This window comes from Curvivirga sp., from assembly GCF_965219885.1.
GTDB lineage: Bacteria > Pseudomonadota > Alphaproteobacteria > UBA8366 > Aestuariispiraceae > Curvivirga.
The window spans coordinates 174,725-194,783 of record NZ_CBDCOT010000009.1; the positions used below are offsets into that span (position 1 = coordinate 174,725).

Here is a 20,059-nt window from a genome sequence, read left to right on the forward strand (position 1 = left end):
ACATGAAAGGCTACTTACCATACCAACAGATCCTTCTTGACTCTAATTTTAATTAATTCCATATTTCTAGAATATTCAAATTAATAGAGAGGAAAGATAAAATGTCTATCTCAACATTATCACAATCAGCAGCACAAGAAATTGCAAACGCTGTCGATTTAAATGAAACTCAAATTAGAGAAATTATCGAAACATCTATGATCAAATTGCTCACAGAGTTTAATACAGAATGCAAATCCGCCATTAACCTTTGCTGCAGTGCAGATCAGGATACGGCCCATAAATTGGAAGAGGAAATACAGAAACGCCGTCAAAACTTAATCGCAAACTTATCGAGTTTACGCTAATGATGATGCGCATAGTTAACTGAAGCGCCCAGTGTAATACACTGGGCTTCTTATTGATACGGAGATAGAAGCTCTGCCCGCTTTTAAAGACTTAATATCTTCACGAATATTTTTCAGAGACAGAAAGTAATTTATTCCATATATCTTGCGCTACGAAACCGATTTCACTATCACGCAATCGCATCATATATAACTGAGATTTCCTAGGCGGATATCCTTCCACATTAAGTTCAATAAGCTGACCTTTATTTAATTCTTCATCCACGAGATGCTTTGGCATGCCCCCCCATCCCATTTTTGACAACAAGATTTCTTTCTTTGCTGCAAAATCTGAAACAGTCCAACGTAATCCGCCTGGTAATAAATCGCGGCTCTGTTCAAAATGGCCACTGCTGCTATCAGACACAACGACCTGAGTATAACTTTGCATTTCAGTTATCGTTTTCAAATTAGCAGAAATAGCAGGCGGATATTCTGGATGTGCCACAGGCAGAATTGTAATCTCAGCAAATGGGACAGCTTCTACTCTATCAACAGGCACATCATCGAGGGTAGCAATAATGATATTTGCTTCCTTATTAAGAAGTCGTTCCAAAGGCCCTCCCATTGTTTCGCGTGTCAAACGAACGGAGGTCATCGAAAACTCTTCCTTCACTTCAGCGATAATATCCAGAAAAGGCTTAATTGGATATGTGGCTGTCACAGTCAAGCATACAGAAGCTTCTTGCTTGGCATTTAGGCGCTTCGCTAAATGTCCAAGTTCTTGCATTTGCTGTATCACACGTGTTGATTGACGATAAAAGATTTCCCCAGCAGGCGTTAATTTTGGCCTATACCCTTCCCTAGACAACAATGTGATATCAATCTCCTCCTCTAATTTCTTAATCATATGGCTAATCGCGGATTGAGATTTATACAATCGCTCAGCAGCACCTCGAAAAGTGCCCTCGGTCACGATTGCATGTAAAACGACCAATTGTTCATACGTCATAATGCACCATCATAATGATCTAAATAATTAATCATTATGATGAAATAACGATATTATCAATTGATTATTATATTCATTAAAGTGCTCTCATTGAAAAACACTTACTTAAAGGAGTATCTAAAATGAAATTATTTTATAAAACTGGTGCATGTTCACTTGCATCCCGTATCGCCTTAATTGAAACAGGATTAAGCTTTACGGCAGAAGAAGTAGATACAGATACAGGTCTTTCAAAATCAGGCCTGAATTATAAGCAGATCAATCCAAAAGGATATGTCCCAGCTCTTGAACTAGAAAATGGCGAGGTTTTAACGGAGGGTGCTTCAGTCTTACAATTTATCGCTTCACAAGCCCCCGACCAGCAGTTAGTGCCAACGAATGATCCAATAGGGCAGGCGCGCCTTCAGGAATATTTAAATTATACCAGCTCTGAATTACACAAAGCCTTTTCACCCTTATTCTCTGACAATTCCACAGCTTCGGAACAAGAAAAAGCAAAACAAAATGTAGCTCAAAAATTTGATTATCTGGAAAATCTGCTCTCGGACAATCGAACATTTCTAGTCAACAATACATTCAGCGTTGCCGATGCATATTTATTTGTTGTGCTGAATTGGTCCAACTTTGTGGGTATTGATTTATCCTCTTGGAAAAATATCTCCACCTATTTCCAAGGTATTTTCAATCGCAAATCCGTGCAACAGGCGCTAATTGCGGAAGGGCTGACTTCATGACACCTGACTTCCTTCCTCATCAGAAAGATTTATTCCCTGTGCTAAAGAATTATTTCGACGGGTTATATCATGCGGATAGCCAACTACTTTCCAAAGTATTTCATCCGGATGCACGTTATGTGAACATGACCAATAATGATTATATGAACTTATCCATACCGGAATATCTTCACATTATTGATCAACGCACACCGCCTGCCACTAACCAAGAACCACGAAATGACCAAATTCTTGCGATTGATTTTAGCAATAATTCCCTTGCTTTTGTGAAAGGTAAAATGACGATGATGGGCCGGGAATATTTAGACTTGTTAACTTGTACATTCGACAAAAATGAATGGCGTATCATGTCTAAAATTTTCACTTATCAGACTATTCAGGAAGAAAAATAATGCCTTATGTAAATATCAAAATCACCCGCGAAGGCGGCCCCGATGGCAATGGCCCCTCTCCAGAACAAAAAGCCGAACTTATTCATGGTACCTCAGACCTTCTATATAAGGTCTTGGGTAAAGACCCTTCTATTACATTTGTTGTCATAGATGAAGTTGAACTGGAAGATTGGGGATTTGGCGGTCTCCCCGTAAACGAATATCGGAAAACACTAAAATAGAAAAAGCCCCGTGATTGACACGGGGCTTTCTTTTTAGTGATAAAGTCGTTGGGCTTATGAATCCAACCAAACTTTATGTGAGCAGTTGAAGAAGCCACCCATCGCACCAACAGAATGAGGTTCGAAGCCTTTCACACGCTCTGATGTTGCTTCCAACGCGTTGGAGAATACAGGGTTTACAAAACCACCTTCTTCATTCAATTGAGAAAGCAGATCATGATACATTTCTGCACGTTTTGCTTCGTCTAGCTCAGCACGTGCTGCAATGATCTTCGCATCATATTCCGGGCTACCCCAAACGGTTTCGTTCCAACCGCCACCATCCATATGGGCAATGGTCAAGAAGGCATCAACTGTTGGACGCGCGTTCCAACCAGACATACAGATTGGCTGTTGCATCCATGTATGAGACCAATAACCATCCGCTGGTGTTTTTGTTACAGTCACATCCAATGCACCTTGCGCACCTTGTTGATATGTATAAGCCACGTCATTCGCTGCAGAACCAGCTTCTTCAGAAGTAAAGATTTCCATAGAAGACACACCAGCTTTCTTGAAATAATGCTTCGCTTTATCCAAGTCATATTCAAGAGGCTTAACTTCCGCACTATAATAGCGATATGTTGGACCAATTGGCGTGTCATTAGAAATTGTACCAATACCACTATATGCTTGGTTCAAGACCAATTCACGGTTCAAGGAATGTTTGAAACCTTTGCGGAAATTGATATCATTTGTTGGCGCACGGTCACACATCAAGACAAAGTTCGCAAAAGAACCTGTTGGAATGTTATAAACATTAATCCCTGGTGCCTGAGACATTTTATTATATGCAGCAGGTGCAATATCGTGGATCATATCCACATCACCAGAAAGAATTGCATTCAGGTTTGCAGTACTATCAGGTACCGGAATAAATTCCATACCATCCAAATATGGTTGTCCATCTAGGAAATATTCATCAAAACGTTCGAAATACATAACTTCGCCAGGGCGGAACTCAGCAATACGGAATGGACCGGAACCAATTGCACCTGCACCAAAATCTGTCTGGCCAGCAGGATGAACGCTTAAGTGATAATCGGAAACTGTAATTGGCATATCCGCGTTACCAGATTCCAATGTGAAACGAATTGTCAATTTATCTACAACTTCGACAGATTTCACACCGGATAGAATTGCTTTCGCTGCGGACTCAGAATTTTCTGCTGTATGTAATGCAAAAGATGCTTTGACATCATCCGCAGTTACGTCCTGACCATTATGGAACTTCGCTTTACGTAACTTAAAGGTCCAAACTGTCGCAGTCGAGTCAACATCCCAGCTTTCGGCCAGATCACCTTCCACTGTTAGATCAGCTTTAAAACGTGTTAAACGGCTATATACCTGATTTGCGTAAATAGCATCAGTTGTAGAAACCATACGTACTGGTTCTAATGTATCTGCTGTATTACCTTCAGCAATGCGCAATACCCCACCACGTTTCGGTGTTGCCGCATGTGCTGGACCAGCCATGGTCAGGATGCTGCTTGCCGCTGGCGCAGCAACACCCAAAGCACCTGCCCCTTTAATAAAGCCACGACGGCTTAAGGCATTGAATTTGTATTGCTTCACGAGTGAATCAAGATCAGACATGGAAACTCCCTTTCCCGTTATTTCATATTTATTTCTATATTTAATATAGCGTGCCTTTTTGTAAGCACGAAATTTATCTTATAAGGTAAATATGAGTCGATTTGACTAAAAACGACAACCCAACCCTTTTACAATTGAATTATCTGCCCATAGGTCGCTATTTTACAAATAAAAAATTACATGTCATAGACAAAAAAATCGGAATACTTATGTTTTTATAGTAACTTGTAAAAGCTGGCCTAAAATATTTTTTAGGCACTACCCCAACTGATTTTTCTGGATCAAATCTCATAACATCCTGTAAAAGATAAATAATATTTTTGCATAACTTCAGTTATATCTAATTCCATCATTTTTCCATTTGTAGAAACTATCATTAAATCGGAAAATTTGATATCACTATTGTACATTTGATCAATAACGACTAAAAAATTCTATAAACCTAAAAAAAAATGTTGCATAGTCGCAAACAGTCAAAATTATATAGAGAGCATGTGCAAACATTATCTAATTAATTTCAGATTAACTGAATAATAAAAATAATATACAGGGAAAGAAAAGGAGGAGCATCTTGCTTCAACTCATCGTTAATCGATGTTTACAAGGTCTTTTGACGCTTGTTTTAGCATCGATCATTATCTTTGCAGCGACGGAGATCCTTCCCGGCGACGTAGCAGAAGCTATATTAGGACAAAATAGGAATGATGCAGCGGCACTAGAAGCTCTGCGTGAAGAACTTGGTCTTAATCGTCCGGCGATCGTTCGCTATTTTGATTGGTTTTTTGGTATCTTACAGGGTGATTTAGGTGTATCGCTCTCTACAGATCGCCCAATTGCCGATATGATGTCTGGCCGTATCTGGAACACGGCGCGCCTCGCGATCATGACAGCATGTGTTGCTATTCCACTTGCACTAATTCTTGGTTTGATCTCAGCTATTCGCGCAGGCGGTGTTTTAGATAAAAGCCTCGCTGTGACTACATTGAGTTTGATTGCTGTACCGGAATTTTTCATTGGCTTGGGTTTAATGACCATCTTTGCTGTAGAGCTTAAATGGCTCGGAGCCAATGCAAATATCCGTCCTTATTACGATTTTGGCAGAATTGTTCACGCCATGGCTTTACCCGTAATGACTTTAGGTTTTGCGGTATTAGCACATATGCTACGTATGACACGTGCTTCCGTGATTAATATCTTTACATCCCCTTACATTGAAATGGCGGTATTAAAGGGTATTCCGAAACGTCGTATTGTTATGCGTCATGCCTTACCAAATGCACTTTCTCCTATCTTTGCAGTTATCGCGTTGAACCTGGCTTATATGGTGAGTGGTGTAATCATTGTGGAAACAATTTTTGCTGTACCTGGCCTTTCTCGCTTGTTGATTGATGGCGTTGCCTTGCGTGATATTCCATTAATTCAGGCATGTGCCATGTTGTTTGGTGCTGTTTACATCATTGTAAACTTACTCGCAGATATTTTTTCCATTATCTTTAATCCACGTTTGAGGTTCCCAAAATGAGTGATGTAGCAGATAAGCCGTCAGCCTCAAAAGGGTTGAAAAGCTTGCGCCTGACCCCGACAGCGGCAATCGCAGGTATCATTTTAATTTTCTGGATTATAGTAGCATTTTTTGGCCCGGCACTTGCGCCTTATGGCGAAGCCGAGATCATTGGTGAAAGCTTTGGCCCTATCGGCGGCGAAGGTCTATTGGGCACAGATAAGCTGGGCCGTGATATCCTGACACGTCTATTATACGGTGTTAGAACCACTTTATTCCTTGCACTCATTACAACAGTCATTTCATTTGTTGTTGGTGTTGTACTTGGTTTCTCTGCCGCAATTTTGCGGGGATGGTTCGATATCTGTATCAGTCGCCTAGTTGAAGCATTTATGGCTTTCCCATCTACAATGTTGGCCTTGGTTGTTATTGGTGCGATGGGGACTTCCATCACCGTATTGATTATGACGGTTGGCCTTGTTCTTTCTATCGGCGTTTTCCGTGTATCCCGTGCCATTGGCATGGATATTTCCGTTATGGATTACGTTGAATCTGCCCGTGCCCGTGGTGAGGGTGTCTGGTGGATCATTACCCGTGAAGTTCTTCCAAATGCAATGCCGCCATTGATTGCGGAATTTGGGTTACGCTTCACTTTCTCCATCCTGTTCCTAAGTGGTCTAAGCTTCCTTGGTTTAGGCGTTCAAGAACCAGCAGCTGACTGGGGCTTAATGGTACAGGAAAATATGGGCGGTATTTTCTTGGGGTCTTCATCTGCATTGATCCCGGCAGCATGTATCGCGTCACTCACTATTTGCATGAACTTGATTGTGGATTGGTTCCAACAACGTCAGCAAGGTGAAACAGTGTTGGAGAAAATGGAATAATGACTGACGTATTATCAATTGAAGATCTCTGGGTTGAAGGCCGTCCACCTGGGGGTAAATATAAGCCAATCGTTAAAGGTGTTAGCTTTAACGTTAAAAAAGGCGAAGTAGTTGCACTGATCGGTGAGTCCGGTTCAGGAAAGTCAACTATTTCACTTGCTTCCATGGGTTTTGCCCGTCCGGGCTGTCGTATTTCCGCTGGCACCATCAAAGTGAATGGCGAAAACGTGATGGATATGACGTCCAACGAACGTCATAAACTTCGCGGTGAGAAAGTAGCCTATGTAGCACAATCAGCCGCTGCTTCTTTCAACCCTGCTATTAAAATCGGCGACCAGGTGATCGAAGCCCCTGTTTTCCATGGCTTACAAACAGCTTTGGAAGCAACTGAAGTTGCCGTTGATCTTTATAAAAAGCTGGATCTTCCGGATGCAGATCGCATTGGCGGACGCTACCCACACCAAGTAAGTGGTGGTCAGCTTCAACGCCTTATGGCGGCTATGGCTTTATCTTGCGGCCCCGATCTTTTAATTTTGGACGAACCGACAACTGCGTTGGATGTAACAACCCAGATTGAAGTTCTGAAAGCCTTCAAAGATATCATTCGTGAACAAAACACAGCTGCAATTTATGTAACTCATGATTTGGCAGTTGTCGCACAGGTAGCCGATCGTATTCTGGTATTAAATGGCGGTGAAGTTCAAGAATTGGGAGAGACGGATCAAATCGTCCATAACCCAACTCATGAATATACCAAAACCTTGATGAATGCCGTTCGACCAGCACCTAACCAATTAGAGTTAGAGCATAAAACCGGTGATAATGATCCGGCGCCTATTCTAACTGCAACCAACATTACAGCTGGTTATGGTTCTGGTCCGTCCAAGAAAACCATTTTACGTGATGTAACTGTTGATGTGCCAGAAGGGTCCGTGGTGGGTGTTATCGGTGAATCTGGTTGTGGCAAATCCACACTGGCTCGTGTCATTGCAGGCCTCACTCCACAATGGGAAGGTGAAGTCACTATTACAGGTCACAAAGCAAATCCACGCGTTGAAAAACGCGATAAGGAAACTTTACGTGATTGTCAGATTGTCTTCCAGATGGCGGACACAGCCTTAAATCCACGCCAGCGCATCTCTGATTTACTAGGACGTCCTTTACAATTCTATCATGGACTGAAAGGCAAAGAGAAAGCAGATCGTGTTGCAGAATTGTTGGAGCTTGTTGAATTGCCTGCTGCTTTTGCAAGCCGCTTTCCAGGGGAATTATCCGGCGGTCAAAAGCAACGTGTTAATCTAGCCCGTTCTTTGGCAGCCAACCCAAAACTAGTTCTTTGTGACGAGGTAACATCGGCACTTGATACAGTTGTAGCTGCCTCTGTGATTGACTTGTTGCAGGATCTAAAGGAACGTTTAGGGCTTTCCTATATGTTTATCAGTCACGATTTATCTACCGTCGCATCCTTCGCAGATCACATTGTGGTTCTATATGCAGGGCGCGTGGTGGAAAAAGGCTTATCCTCACAGGTATTCCAACCACCTTATCACCCATATACGCAACTTTTGCTGAACTCTGTGCCAGAGATGCGTCAAGGTTGGCTGGAAGAGGTTGCAACAACGGACGAGGCCAAGGCTGCCAGCGCAGGCTCAGTTGAGCTTCGCGAAGTTGGATGTCCTTTCTCAAACAGATGTGCCAAGGCAATTAAAGGTGTATGTGAAACAAAAACACCTCCGCTTCGCAAGATTGAAACGGGCCATGAAATCGCCTGTCATCTTGAGACGGATATCTTACCAAAGTAAAAATTCAGGGCGGCTTTTTAGCCGCCCTTTTCTTTTCTATCATTTCGCAAAACCGCTAATCTTGTCGCATATGCGTCTTGTTCTGATTTTCTTTTCACCATATACATAACTCAAATTATGACAAAGTTATGCAAGTTTACATGTATGAGTTTTAAGAAATGCAAAGACGTTTACCACCCTTAAATTGGTTGCGCGCCTTCGAAGCTGCGGCTCGCCATCTAAGTTTCACCCATGCTGCTGAAGAATTAGGCCTAACACAGGCAGCCATTAGTAAGCAGGTAAAAAGCCTTGAATTACATTTAAAGGAACAATTGTTCGAACGAAAACCACGTAGCCTCGTTTTAACTCAGGCCGGCAATGCCTATCTGCCAAAAGTACGTGAAGCATTTGACCGTCTCGCTGCAGGTACAGTGGAAGTATTCGGGCGTCGAAGTGGCGAACTTTTGACCATCCGTGTTTCCGTCGGCTTCTCTACCTATTGGCTGGCATCCCGTCTCCATCGATTTTATGAACGCCATCCAGATATTCCGTTACGTATCGTAAGTTCAGTTTGGTCTGAGGATTGGGAAGACCATGTAGATTTCGAAGTCAAATACGGAACAGGCCGTTGGAGCGGTTATAACGTGCACTTGCTATGTAAGGAAAGCCTATTCCCGGTTTGCAGTCCCAAACTTTTGGAAGGCCCAAATGCCATTCGTGATCCAGAAGATCTGGTAAATCATTCCCTACTTCATGTGATTGGCTATGAAGAAGGATGGGCGAATTGGTTGACCGCAGCAGGTTATTCTAAACTGGAAGTTGGTCGTGGTCAGCAATATGATACTTCTGTTTTGGTGTTTGAAGTCGCGGCATCTGGATATGGTGTGGCATTAGGACGTCGTTCCATGGCCCATCCATTGTTAGAATCTGGGCGATTGGTAAAACCTTTCGATATCGATATTGATGGCAACGAAGCCTTCTATTTACTGGAAACGCAGGATCGTGCACCGCATGCTCATGCAGAAGCTTTCCGGGATTGGATTTTGGAAGAAGTTTCTGCCAGCGACTGGTCACTCACAACCAAGCCATAACTTTTATATAGTCATGGGGTGTGAATTCCTCGTTTGAATCTTATCCTATCTTTTGTGAGAAAAGCGTTAGAAAGTTTAATCATAAAAGATAGGAATAAGCCTCATGGCAAAAATTTCTCTCAGCCCTCGTATTCGTAAATCACCTTACTTCGAAGCAACCGAACGTCATGGCGCTGCGGCCTATAGCGTCTACAATAAAATGTATCTACCTGTTGGATATGGAGATGCTGAAAAAGAGTTTGATGCTCTTTGCAATGCGGTCACTCTTTGGGATGTAGCGGTACAACGGATTGTCGAAATTTCCGGTCCTGACGCCCTAAAATTCACCAACATGCTAACGCCACGTGATTTGACAAAATGCAAAGTCGGCCAGTGCAAATATGTTCTGATTACTGATCAATATGGCGGCATCTTAAATGACCCCGTCCTTCTTCGTATAGCCGAAGATAAGTTTTGGCTGTCTCGCGGGGATAGCGATATTTTAATGTGGGCTAAAGGCGTCGCTGTTAATAGTGGTCTAAACGTGACAATTGGTGAACCGGATGTTGCCGCCATGCAAATTCAAGGGCCGAAATCCTTGGATGTTGTAAAATCCTTGTTTGGACAAGCAGCTGAAAACCTCAAATATTATGACTTTATGGAAGGCCAAATTGCAGGAAATGATGTCATTCTTGCACGCACAGGATGGAGTGCAGAGCGCGGTTATGAAGTATATCTGCGTGGTACCGAAAATGGTGTGAAAGTTTGGGATACAATTATGGAAGCGGGGCAACCATTTGGTATGATCCCATCAGTTCCCAATCGTATTCGTCGTATCGAAGCCGGTATTTTAGATTATTCTGTCGATATGGATGAAAGTAACAATCCATTTGAAATTGGTTTAGATCGCCTCGTTCACCTAGATGGTGATGACTTCATCGGTAAAGAAGCACTTACCAAAATCAAAACTGAAGGCGTAACGCAAAAACTTGTCGGCCTAAATGTTGAAGGCGCCCCTCTCGCCTATAACGAATATAAATGGCCTGCTAAAACAGAAGGCGGTACTTCTATCGGCGCCTTAACATCGGTGGTTTGGTCCCCTCGTCTATCTGCCAACATTGGTATGGCCATGGTAGATATCGCCTATACAGATTTGGGAACAGAGTTTATCATCGAAACCGTTGAGGGGCTGCGTAAAGCAACAGTGGTGGAAAAACCATTTGTTGATCCAAATAAAAAACTCGCACGGGCATGAAAACAACAGGGATAATCGGGGAGGTTTTATGATCCAACATATCGGGCAATTGCTGCCACGCCATGCGAAATATCGACCTAACCACCAAGCCTTATGGACGGAGGGTAAAGACTATACGTTTCAGGAATTTCATCTTGAGGTGAACAAAGTTGGTCATGCCTTATGCAAGGCTGGATTAAGAAAGGGAGATCATTTTGCGACAATCCTTCCCAATGGCTTTGCTTTAATGGCACTTTATTGGGCAGCGGCAGAAACTGGTACTGTTATTGTCCCTATGAGCCCACTGCTGCAATCTGAAGGCTTGAAATCATTGATCAATGTTTCAGATAGTAAAATGATTTTTGCAGATGTTAGTTTTGCCTCAACCTTATCTGAAATCTTGCCCGAGTTAGACAATATAGACCAATCCAACTGCATATTATGTGGTAATAGTAACGATAGTTTTAAATCTTGGAACAGTTTCATTTCAGAAAGTTCCGACGCTGCTTTACCTGATATTAATCTCATCCCATCAGATATCTTCAATATTATGTATTCAAGCGGGACAACAGGCCTTCCCAAAGGGATCATTCATACGCATGAGGTACGGGCGAATTATTGTACTGGCTTTGCGAGTAGCTTACGCATATCGCCGGAAAGTGTGATTTTACATACAGGCTCTATCGTCTTTAATGGTGCTATGATTGATTTGATGCCATGGATGTATCTGGGGGCACGTTACATTCTTCATACTGCTTTTGATGTAGATGCAATGCTATCAACTATTGAAGAAGAAAAAGTCACACATGTGGTGATGGTGCCTGCCCAGATCATTGCGATTTTGACACATCCAAATTTTGATCCAGAAAAGATGAAATCTTTAGAGATGATACTTTCGGTCGGCGCGCCTCTTCTAATGGACTATAAAGAAAAACTAAACGAAGTACTTCCAAATCGATTTTATGAACTCTATGGCCTGACAGAAGGCTTTGCGACTGTTTTAGATTGCACAGTATCCATGCAGAAAACAGGATCGGTCGGCACGCCACCACCTTTTTATGAAATGAAGATTCTACGTCCCGATGGATCGGAATGTGATATTGATGAACCGGGTGAGATTGTTGGCCGTAGCCCGGTCATGTCCCCTGGTTACTATAAACGCCCGGAATCAACGAAAGAAACTTTTCGAAATGGTTGGATACATACGGGCGACGTTGGGAAAGTCGATAAAGATGGTTATCTTTATCTGGTAGATCGCATCAAGGACATGATCATTTCTGGTGGTGTGAATGTATACCCAAAAGACATCGAAGAGCTCATCATCCAACATTCAAACGTTATAGATGTTTCAGTTTTTGGTGTAGAAGATGATCGTTGGGGTGAAAAGCCAATTGCCGCCATCACTTGTTCAAATACCGAGAAATTTGACAAACAAGAATTGATTAATTGGACCAATGAAAGGGTAGCTGCGAAATTCCAGCGCATTCATGACGTTTATATTCTCAACGAATTTCCAAGAAATGTAGCAGGAAAAACCCTGAAGCGGGAAATCAAAGAAAACTATATTAAAGAAGCAGGTGTATCATGAAAAAACTTGAAGGTAAGGTCGCCCTTGTCAGCGGATCTGGTCGTGGTATTGGACGCGAAATCGCCCTCAAACTCGCATCGGAAGGAGCATCAATCGTCGTTAACGACTTAGATAAAGAACCTGCAGAAGAAACCATTTCATTGATCAAGGAGATAGGATCAAATGCTGTCGCGTCTATTGGCGATGTAACCGATAAAGCATTCCCAAAGAAATTTGTCGATACTGCCATCAATGAATTGGGCGGTCTGGATATCATCGTAAATAACGCCGGTTACACATGGGATAATGTCATCCATAAAATGTCTGATGATCAATTTGACGCAGTGATGGATGTGCATGTGGGCGCGCCGTTTCGTATCTTGCGCGAAGCCTCCAATTTCATCCGCGATGCCGCAAAAGCCGAAATTGAAAAAGATGGCGTAGCGAGATGTCGAAAAGTCGTAAATATTTCATCCATCTCAGGGCTTTATGGCATTGCCGGTCAAGTTAATTATAGTGCAGCTAAATCCGCGCTTGTCGGAATGACCCGTACATTATGTAAAGAATGGGGGCGTTATAATGTGACCGTGAATTGTGTTGCCTTTGGCCTCATTCAAACTCGCATGACACAGGCCTTAAATTCCTCAGAAGCAGAAACTGTTGTGGTTGGGGACAAAGAGTTAAAGGCAGGTATGCAACCAGAAATGATCGATATGATTACCAAAATGACACCACTTGGTCGCCCAGGCAGCCCTGAAGATGCAGCCAATGCTGTTTATCTATATTGTGCGCCAGAGTCTGATTTTATCAGTGGACAAGTGACCGTTGCCGCTGGTGGCCTTATTATTTAGTCGCATGTACGATTATTTCGTGCTGACTGGGATCAAAGGGGCGTTGATCCCAGTCCCCATACCATTCCAAATCCCTAAATCCTGTATCCTCTAGCATCTGTTTCATCTTTTGCTGGGGTAAAAAACGCAACCTGTTATCGTCACGATATTCTCTACCATCCGGAAATTTGAAATAAGTAGCAAATCTGACCAATTCATCTTTTTCCTCAATAATATCATGCCAGTAAGTTACATCGCCTACATCTGGTACCGAAACAGTTTCCCGGGTTTCATCCGGCGTCCATCCATCCCAACTTCGAAATTCAATATTTCTGTTTTCAAAAGCTAATATCCCGCCATCCTTAAGATGTGTATAAAGATTATTGAATACTGAAAAAATCTCATCATCTGCCAGAAATACTTGAAACACATGCCCAGTCATTACAATCAAATCAAACCGAGTTGATAACTTAAAAGAGCTCGCAGTTTCTTGATGCCAGTTTACCAAATCACTATCGGGTCGATAATTCGCAACTTTCAACATCCCAAAAGCAGGTTCAATGCCTTCCACTTTATGACCTAACTTTGCCAGTTCCACCGCCAACCAACCGGTACCGCATCCCACATCCAAAATATGCAATTTTCTATCACTTCGGGCAGCTATTTCAGAAGCTAGTTTAATGTAATACTGAACATCATGATCAGCTTCGTTAATCGGATCATAGATTTGCGCCAATTGATAATCTGTATAGCTGTTCCCTTGTGTGATTTCCGTCAAAATGTTCGCTTTCCAAATAAATTTTACATATGAATTCTTTGAATTCTGTACAAATAGAAAAATTATGCAATAATCATCTGATATTTTTCTTTATCTTTATTTATGAATATTTGGGAAGGTTCCATCGTGACAAACGCGACAAATACCCCAGAAGAAACACTTGCTGTTGAACCTGAAACAGAAGATGTGCGGTCTATCAAACATTTTCCTGTGGCAATGTTTGCAGGCTCACTTGGTATCTGTGGTCTTGCTTTAGCGTGGCGATTGGCCGCTGAAAGCTTTGGTCTTCCTATGATTATTTTCAAAATTCTAATGGGATTTGGCATTGGCTATACAATTGCTGTTGCAGCCCTTTACATGACGAAAGCAATACGCCATTGGGATCATATTCCAGCTGACATAAGCCACCCTGTACGTGGTAATTTTTTATCTGCTGCAGGCTTGGGCGTCATGTTGATTTCCTATGGCATACAATCGTACCTACCAAATTTCGCCAGTATTCTTTGGCTGATCGCGGCACTATTTTCGATCTTTATGGCTATCGTTGTGATGAATAGCTGGATTAAATGTGAACATAAGTCTGACCAAATCACACCTGCCATCTTTATCCCTGCCGTTGGGTTGATTATTGGCCCGATGACCGGGGCAGATATGGGATATGATTTACTTTGCTGGATGATGTTAGGGGCTGGTGCATTTGGCTGGTTGGCTATTTTGCCCGTTGTTTTAAACCGCCTGTTCTTTCATGCATTCATGTCACCGCCTCTTCGCCCATCCATGTTTGTCATGATTGCACCTCCTGCCGTTGTTGCCTTGGCCTTAACACGTATGGATGGCGGATATATGGATAATACGGCCCGCATGTTAACTGGGATGGCTTTATTTACATTTTTCTATGTTGCTGCAGGTTGGCGCAAACAAATGGGCATTCCATTTGGCTTGCCATGGTGGGGATATACCTTCCCGATGTCTGCTTTAACCAGCGCACTCTTTTTCTTTTATGAATCCAGCGGAGAATGGTTTGTAGGTTTTCTTGCAATTATCTTCTTGGTATTAACCACAGCTATTACAACATTAGTAACGGTTAAGACCTTGATGGCATTTGCAAAAGGGCATTTATTTCGGGCACCAAAATTCTAACCGAAAATTCAAACCACGATAGATAGTTGATTCATAAGACTCTTTTTCCATCCGACTGCTGATCGCCAATACTATTTCACTTAAACCGCGGAAATCCTTGATTTTTGACTCTTTTTCTTCTATATTTCTTATAGAGTTGTATACCCATGTGAATATTTCATTCATTTGGTTACAGAGATTGGAAAGAAAATGGCTGATATTTCCGGTGTAAGTAATGCTTTTAACCCTGCAACTGCAGCGGCTGGCATTCGTAATCAGGAAGAAGATGATCGTAGTCTTCTAGAACAGTTACGTGAGGAGCTTCGCGAAGAAGCCCGTGTTGCGGCACGTGAAGCTGCACAGAATGAAGCCAATGGCGCAACTAGCGGTGTTACAGCCCCTGATCCGTTAAATCGTTTTTCCATTGAACGTTCTGTTCCTGGTGACAACCAAGAACGTCCACGCGGTTTCCAACCGGAAGACACAGAAGATCGTGTTGAGTTAAGTGAACGCGCACGTGAGATTTTGGCCCAAGGCCGTGAAATTGAGAATGAACAAGATCGCTTGAATGCATTTACCAGCGAAGTTGTAGACGATACACGTGCAGTCAATGCTGAAAGAGATGCAAACGACGCTGATGAAGCAAGTCGCGCATTCGTGGCTGCTGACACAGAAGAAGATTCCTTACAACAAGAAGAAGTTGAAGCGGCTGAAGCGGCTGAATTTGTTGCAGAGGTTAACTCTGTTATTGCGGATACTAATCAGTCTGTCAGCGATACTGCCGCTGCAGATGAAAGCAATGAAGATAGCGCAACGCAACTTGCCTCTGGCATTGAAGCTGATGCAACAGAAAATAGTCAAAATGCAATTGCTGACCAGATTGCCGAAAATGATGCAAATGTCGTAAATTTTCAGAGTGAGCAACAAGCTATTAATGCTGAAACCGTTGTAAATGAAGACGAGACAAATCAGGTCGCAGCCAATGAAAATGATACGACAGAAGTGAATGGTAATCTGGATCAAGCGACACAACCTCTTGGACAACGTGTCCTCGGACAAATCGTTGATCAATTCGCTTAAATGATTTGACCATCGCCAATTCCTGATTTAAACGCCTCACAAATTGAGGCGTTTTCTTTTGAAAGTATCTAGATGCAATCATCTGCCCTATTCCATGCAAAAGCTTTTTTGATTTTCGCAGGCCTTTTTGGATGCGAAGCAATATTATTTGGTGCATGGTCAAGTCACGGTTTATCAGGTCAAGAACAAGAATGGGCGGAGATAGCCTTAAGATACCAATTCCTACACATTTTAGCTTTACTTATCCTTGGTCTCACTTTCTTTGTGGCGTATAAATCCACTATTCAGTTGAACCGCTTATTAAAGCTATCGGGATATCTATGGCTTGTCGGAATTCTTCTCTTTTCTGGTAATCTTTCAATTATGGCAGCATTTAGCTTTACCGGGCTAGGTTTCCTAACTCCAATTGGTGGAATAACTCTAGCATCTGGTTGGCTGGTTATAGCCATATCAGCTATTAAATTAAAATAAGAAGACCTCTTGCCCTGCATGGGGACGCAGCTTAAATTTAGAATAAATATTAGACATACAGGATCTAAGAAATGTCCAACTCAAAAAACGTAAAAATCGCCCCAAGCATTCTTTCTGCCGATTTCTCAAAATTGGGCGAAGAGATTGTCGCTATTGATAAGGCCGGGGCTGATTATATCCATGTTGATATTATGGATGGGCATTTCGTACCTAATATCACATTTGGCGCACCTGTTGTAAAAGCAGTACGTAAAACGACGGAGAAACCATTTGATGTGCATTTGATGATTTCTCCTGTTGATTGCTATTTAGATGATTTTGCCAATGCAGGTGCTGATATTTTGACGATCCATCCCGAAGCAGGTCCTCACTGTCACCGCACCATTCAGCATATTAAATCTATTGGTAAAAAAGCAGGTGTGGTCCTCAATCCAGGTACACATCCTGATACAGTTGACTATCTTATGGATATGGTAGATTTAATTTTAGTGATGTCTGTAAATCCAGGTTTCGGTGGACAATCTTTCATTGATAGCCAATTACGTAAGATTGCAGATTTGAGCGATAAAATTACTAAATCTGGTCGTGAAATTGAACTAGAGGTTGATGGTGGTATTAATTTTGAAACCGCACCATTGGCGATTGATGCAGGTGCCACAGTTCTTGTTGCGGGCTCCGCAACTTTTAAAGGCGGACCGGACGCATATGCCGATAACATTGCCCGTCTAAAGGGTATGTAGTGAAGGAAAAAGAGAGGCTGTAAAGTGACAGTTAAACTTCCAGTTCCTCCAGCTTTGGGTTACGTTATGTATCGTGTGTATAAAACAGGCGGTATGTATGGTTATCTGCTGCGCAAAATGAATGCCGCATCTCCTGTTTTTTCACCGACATATGGTCGCATAGGTGATCGCCAAAATGGTGTAAAAATAATTACTGGTGGCTTTACTGATAACTTTCTTTCTGGCGATACCGATCCTGACAAGTGGCATAATTGGCAATGGATTAATGATCTAGCTGCAATCGCAACGCCAGAAGCACAGGATAAATCTACATCACTTCTCCTTCAATGGGTGAGAGAATTTGCGGATTTCAAAAACAAACGTAAACTAGAGCCTGAAATCTGGGATAAATATAGCCTTGCTCAACGGATATGTCATTTTATCTATGCTTGGCACCCAATGCTTTCACTGGGAAAAACCAATAACGAAGAATTTGAAGAGATCAAAATCAGTTTTGCCCAACAGCTTTTTCATCTTGCAAATTTATCCAGCAAATCAACTCTAAATTTCAAAGAAATATACACATGCAAAGCTCTTATCCTAGCATGCCTGACAGAATGTCTTGATGACAAACATCTCTCTTCTCTAGAGAATAAACTTTCAACCTTTATTGACTACCATCAACTTCCCGACGGCGGCATTATCGATAGAAATCCGGAACATGCAGCGCTATTACTTGAGCACCTTTCTGATTTACGTTTAGCATATGAAGAAAGCCAGCATCCACTTCCGGGATTCATACAACAAGCCTTAGATCGTACAGCTTCTTTTCTTCAGTATTTGAAATTTAGCGATGGGCGTCTTCCACATTTTCAGGGTGCTGAAAACAAACCAGGTTTTAAACTTGATAAGATCCTTAAACGTTGCGGCTTCGAAGGCGCGGCTGCACTATCTGCGCCTCATAGTGGGTACGGAAAAGCGAATGCAGGACAAACTGAATTGATACTGGATTATGGGTTGCCTCCACTTAAGAAAGAAGCACAATCCAACTACCATGCATCTATTGCTTCTTTTGAATTATATGTAGGTCAAACTCCTTTCATCATTAACTGTGGTGATGTTTCAACAACCGATAAAAACTGGTCTCTTGCTCAACGTAGCAGCTCTGCTCACTCGACAGCAATCATTGCCGATACCAATCAAACCGAGCTGAACTCTCATGGTATAGGAAGACGTCTCCCATCAGTTTCTTATGACATTCAAAACTCAGAAGAAGGTACCTTTCTTTCAGTATCTCATACTGGATATGAAAAGAATTTTGGATATCATCACAATCGTCAAATTTTCATATATTCAAATGGTAATGATATTCGGGGACATGACGAGTTTTTAACATCTCAACAATCAGCGCCCCAAAACTTCAAAATCCGCTTTCATTTACATCCAAGTATACAAGTATCGTTACTGCAAAATAAAACGGCAGCCTTGTTAAAATTACCAACGGGGCAAGGTTGGCGTATGCGTACAGATGGAGCAGAATTAAGCATTGAAGGAAGTTATTTCTGCGATCTCGGCTTACAACGCAATAGTAAACAAATCGTGTTATCCAATATTTTAAAATCTGATAAGACCATTGTAAAATGGGCCTTCCAAGTAGAAGGTGATTGATGTCTTATTACTTTTTTGTATCGATAATTCTTTATTTTTTTATCTCCTGGATAGCCACTATACTTATTCGTAAATACTTGATCCATAAAGCCATAATGGATCATCCAAATGAACGATCAAGTCATACGATTCCAACACCACGTGGCGGGGGAATTGTTGTAACGAGCTTAATTCTTATAACTTGGTGCTGGTTCGCTTATGAAAGTCAAAATTGGCTTGCTTTCGTGCCAGCAATTTCCGTTTTAGGCTTGGCAATCATTTCTTGGCTGGACGATCTCATTGATTTATCTGCAGGAAAGCGTTTGTTACTGCAGCTATTCGCTGTTTTTATTGGATATTACTGGATTGCAGAAACAGGTAGTATTACTCAAGGGTTATTACCGATTTGGTTAGAATGGATTGTCTTCAGCCTTTTCTGGGCTGGTTTTGTCAATTTCTATAATTTTATGGATGGTATTGACGGCATTAGCGGTGTTGAAACAATTGCGATTAGCTTAGGATTGTTTTTAGTTGCCAATCAGGCAGGTCTTTTATCCGAACTCTATATTATTGGCATATATATCGGGGCTATCGCCCTGGGCTTCTTAATGGTGAACTGGCATCCTGCCAAAATTTTCCTTGGCGATGTAGGCAGTATTCCTTTGGGTTATTTATTAGGGGCATTACTTTTACATCTAGCTGCCAAAGGATATTGGGTTTCTGCGCTGATTCTTCCTGCATACTATCTATGCGATGCAGGCTTAACACTTACGAAAAGACTGATAAAAAGAGAAAAGATCTGGCACGCACATAAACAACATTTTTATCAACAAGCGACTCAAAAAGGGTTCAGCCATGCAAAAGTTTCAATTGCAATAGCTTGTGGAAATATACTTTTAGTTGGTGCTGCTTATTATGCGCTTTTTGAACCATTATATTCATTTATTTTTGCAACTATTGTTGTGGCAAGTTTGCTACTATGGATGAGAAAAAAATGATGTATTATCAGATTTCTTCTTTGTCTCTTGCACCAATAAGTTCAGGTAAGTAAAACATCA

Annotated in this window: 20 protein-coding genes; 17 read left to right on the top strand and 3 right to left on the bottom strand. The window is 41.9% G+C overall.

Going from position 1 to position 20,059, the window contains the following annotated elements; translation table 11 throughout:
- The first annotated feature begins 101 nt into the window (after nt 1–101).
- Nucleotides 102–347 (top strand): hypothetical protein, encoded by a 246-nt coding sequence (locus ACOQOA_RS06355; protein WP_420547809.1) that lies wholly within the window; start codon nt 102–104, stop codon nt 345–347.
- A 100-nt stretch (nt 348–447) separates the two neighbouring features.
- Here the strand turns inward: ACOQOA_RS06355 and ACOQOA_RS06360 are convergent, their stop codons facing one another.
- Nucleotides 448–1,338, bottom strand: coding sequence for a LysR family transcriptional regulator (locus tag ACOQOA_RS06360; RefSeq protein WP_420547810.1), 891 nt, complete (start codon nt 1,336–1,338; stop codon nt 448–450).
- Nucleotides 1,339–1,460: 122 nt separating this feature from the next.
- Here ACOQOA_RS06360 and gstA point away from each other — a divergent pair, with 122 nt between their 5' ends.
- From gstA to ACOQOA_RS06375, 3 genes are read left to right on the top strand one after another with little or no spacing between them, the layout of a single operon-like run.
- Nucleotides 1,461–2,072 (top strand): glutathione transferase GstA, encoded by a 612-nt coding sequence (gene gstA / locus ACOQOA_RS06365; RefSeq protein WP_420547811.1) that lies wholly within the window; start codon nt 1,461–1,463, stop codon nt 2,070–2,072.
- Nucleotides 2,069–2,464: a nuclear transport factor 2 family protein gene (locus ACOQOA_RS06370; RefSeq protein ID WP_420547812.1), complete on the top strand. Its 396-nt coding sequence runs from the start codon at nt 2,069–2,071 to the stop codon at nt 2,462–2,464. The genes gstA and ACOQOA_RS06370 overlap by 4 nt, the downstream gene beginning before the upstream one ends.
- A complete protein-coding gene (locus ACOQOA_RS06375) occupies nt 2,464–2,685 on the top strand; it encodes a tautomerase family protein (protein ID WP_420547813.1) in 222 nt (73 codons plus the stop codon). The genes ACOQOA_RS06370 and ACOQOA_RS06375 overlap by 1 nt, the downstream gene beginning before the upstream one ends.
- 54 nt (nt 2,686–2,739) lie before the next feature.
- Here ACOQOA_RS06375 and ACOQOA_RS06380 read toward each other — a convergent pair whose 3' ends face one another.
- Nucleotides 2,740–4,320 (bottom strand): ABC transporter substrate-binding protein, encoded by a 1,581-nt coding sequence (locus ACOQOA_RS06380; RefSeq protein ID WP_420547814.1) that lies wholly within the window; start codon nt 4,318–4,320, stop codon nt 2,740–2,742.
- Between the two features lie 571 nt (nt 4,321–4,891).
- Between ACOQOA_RS06380 and ACOQOA_RS06385 the strand changes: the two genes are divergently transcribed.
- The 7 genes from ACOQOA_RS06385 to ACOQOA_RS06415 all read left to right on the top strand — a co-directional run bounded on the left by ACOQOA_RS06385 (nt 4,892) and on the right by ACOQOA_RS06415 (nt 13,208).
- Nucleotides 4,892–5,842 (top strand): ABC transporter permease, encoded by a 951-nt coding sequence (locus ACOQOA_RS06385; RefSeq protein WP_420547815.1) that lies wholly within the window; start codon nt 4,892–4,894, stop codon nt 5,840–5,842.
- Nucleotides 5,839–6,705 (top strand): ABC transporter permease, encoded by an 867-nt coding sequence (locus ACOQOA_RS06390; protein ID WP_420547816.1) that lies wholly within the window; start codon nt 5,839–5,841, stop codon nt 6,703–6,705. Before ACOQOA_RS06385 ends, ACOQOA_RS06390 begins: the two co-directional genes overlap by 4 nt.
- Entirely contained in the window at nt 6,705–8,507 is a 1,803-nt protein-coding gene (locus ACOQOA_RS06395; RefSeq protein WP_420547817.1) for an ABC transporter ATP-binding protein, read from the top strand. Before ACOQOA_RS06390 ends, ACOQOA_RS06395 begins: the two co-directional genes overlap by 1 nt.
- A 158-nt stretch (nt 8,508–8,665) precedes the next feature.
- Nucleotides 8,666–9,577 carry a transcriptional regulator GcvA gene (gcvA, locus tag ACOQOA_RS06400; protein ID WP_420547818.1) on the top strand — a complete coding sequence of 304 codons (912 nt, stop codon included), beginning with the start codon at nt 8,666–8,668 and terminating at the stop codon, nt 9,575–9,577.
- A 103-nt stretch (nt 9,578–9,680) separates the two neighbouring features.
- Entirely contained in the window at nt 9,681–10,811 is a 1,131-nt protein-coding gene (locus tag ACOQOA_RS06405; RefSeq protein WP_420547819.1) for a glycine cleavage T C-terminal barrel domain-containing protein, read from the top strand.
- Between the two features lie 28 nt (nt 10,812–10,839).
- Nucleotides 10,840–12,378: a class I adenylate-forming enzyme family protein gene (locus ACOQOA_RS06410; RefSeq protein WP_420547820.1), complete on the top strand. Its 1,539-nt coding sequence runs from the start codon at nt 10,840–10,842 to the stop codon at nt 12,376–12,378.
- On the top strand, nt 12,375–13,208 hold the full coding sequence (locus ACOQOA_RS06415; protein WP_420547821.1) for an SDR family NAD(P)-dependent oxidoreductase: 834 nt from the start codon (nt 12,375–12,377) through the stop codon (nt 13,206–13,208). Before ACOQOA_RS06410 ends, ACOQOA_RS06415 begins: the two co-directional genes overlap by 4 nt.
- On the opposite strand, the gene ACOQOA_RS06420 is transcribed toward ACOQOA_RS06415, so the two are convergent.
- Nucleotides 13,201–13,965 (bottom strand): class I SAM-dependent DNA methyltransferase, encoded by a 765-nt coding sequence (locus tag ACOQOA_RS06420; RefSeq protein ID WP_420547822.1) that lies wholly within the window; start codon nt 13,963–13,965, stop codon nt 13,201–13,203. The genes ACOQOA_RS06415 and ACOQOA_RS06420 overlap by 8 nt on opposite strands.
- Before the next feature lie 126 nt (nt 13,966–14,091).
- Here ACOQOA_RS06420 and ACOQOA_RS06425 point away from each other — a divergent pair, with 126 nt between their 5' ends.
- The 6 genes from ACOQOA_RS06425 (at nt 14,092) to ACOQOA_RS06450 (ending at nt 19,999) form a co-directional block, all read left to right on the top strand.
- Nucleotides 14,092–15,105: an SLAC1 anion channel family protein gene (locus tag ACOQOA_RS06425; RefSeq protein WP_420547823.1), complete on the top strand. Its 1,014-nt coding sequence runs from the start codon at nt 14,092–14,094 to the stop codon at nt 15,103–15,105.
- A 189-nt stretch (nt 15,106–15,294) separates the two neighbouring features.
- The gene (locus ACOQOA_RS06430; protein WP_420547824.1) at nt 15,295–16,164 is read left to right on the top strand and encodes a hypothetical protein; all 870 of its coding nucleotides are present in this window, start codon (nt 15,295–15,297) and stop codon (nt 16,162–16,164) included.
- Between the two features lie 72 nt (nt 16,165–16,236).
- Nucleotides 16,237–16,635 carry a DUF423 domain-containing protein gene (locus ACOQOA_RS06435; RefSeq protein WP_420547825.1) on the top strand — a complete coding sequence of 133 codons (399 nt, stop codon included), beginning with the start codon at nt 16,237–16,239 and terminating at the stop codon, nt 16,633–16,635.
- A gap of 71 nt (nt 16,636–16,706) precedes the next feature.
- Nucleotides 16,707–17,375: a ribulose-phosphate 3-epimerase gene (gene rpe, locus ACOQOA_RS06440; RefSeq protein ID WP_420547826.1), complete on the top strand. Its 669-nt coding sequence runs from the start codon at nt 16,707–16,709 to the stop codon at nt 17,373–17,375.
- A 24-nt stretch (nt 17,376–17,399) separates the two neighbouring features.
- Nucleotides 17,400–19,022 (top strand): heparinase II/III family protein, encoded by a 1,623-nt coding sequence (locus tag ACOQOA_RS06445; RefSeq protein WP_420547827.1) that lies wholly within the window; start codon nt 17,400–17,402, stop codon nt 19,020–19,022.
- Nucleotides 19,022–19,999 (top strand): MraY family glycosyltransferase, encoded by a 978-nt coding sequence (locus ACOQOA_RS06450; protein WP_420547828.1) that lies wholly within the window; start codon nt 19,022–19,024, stop codon nt 19,997–19,999. The genes ACOQOA_RS06445 and ACOQOA_RS06450 overlap by 1 nt, the downstream gene beginning before the upstream one ends.
- The last annotated feature ends 60 nt before the right edge of the window (nt 20,000–20,059 follow it).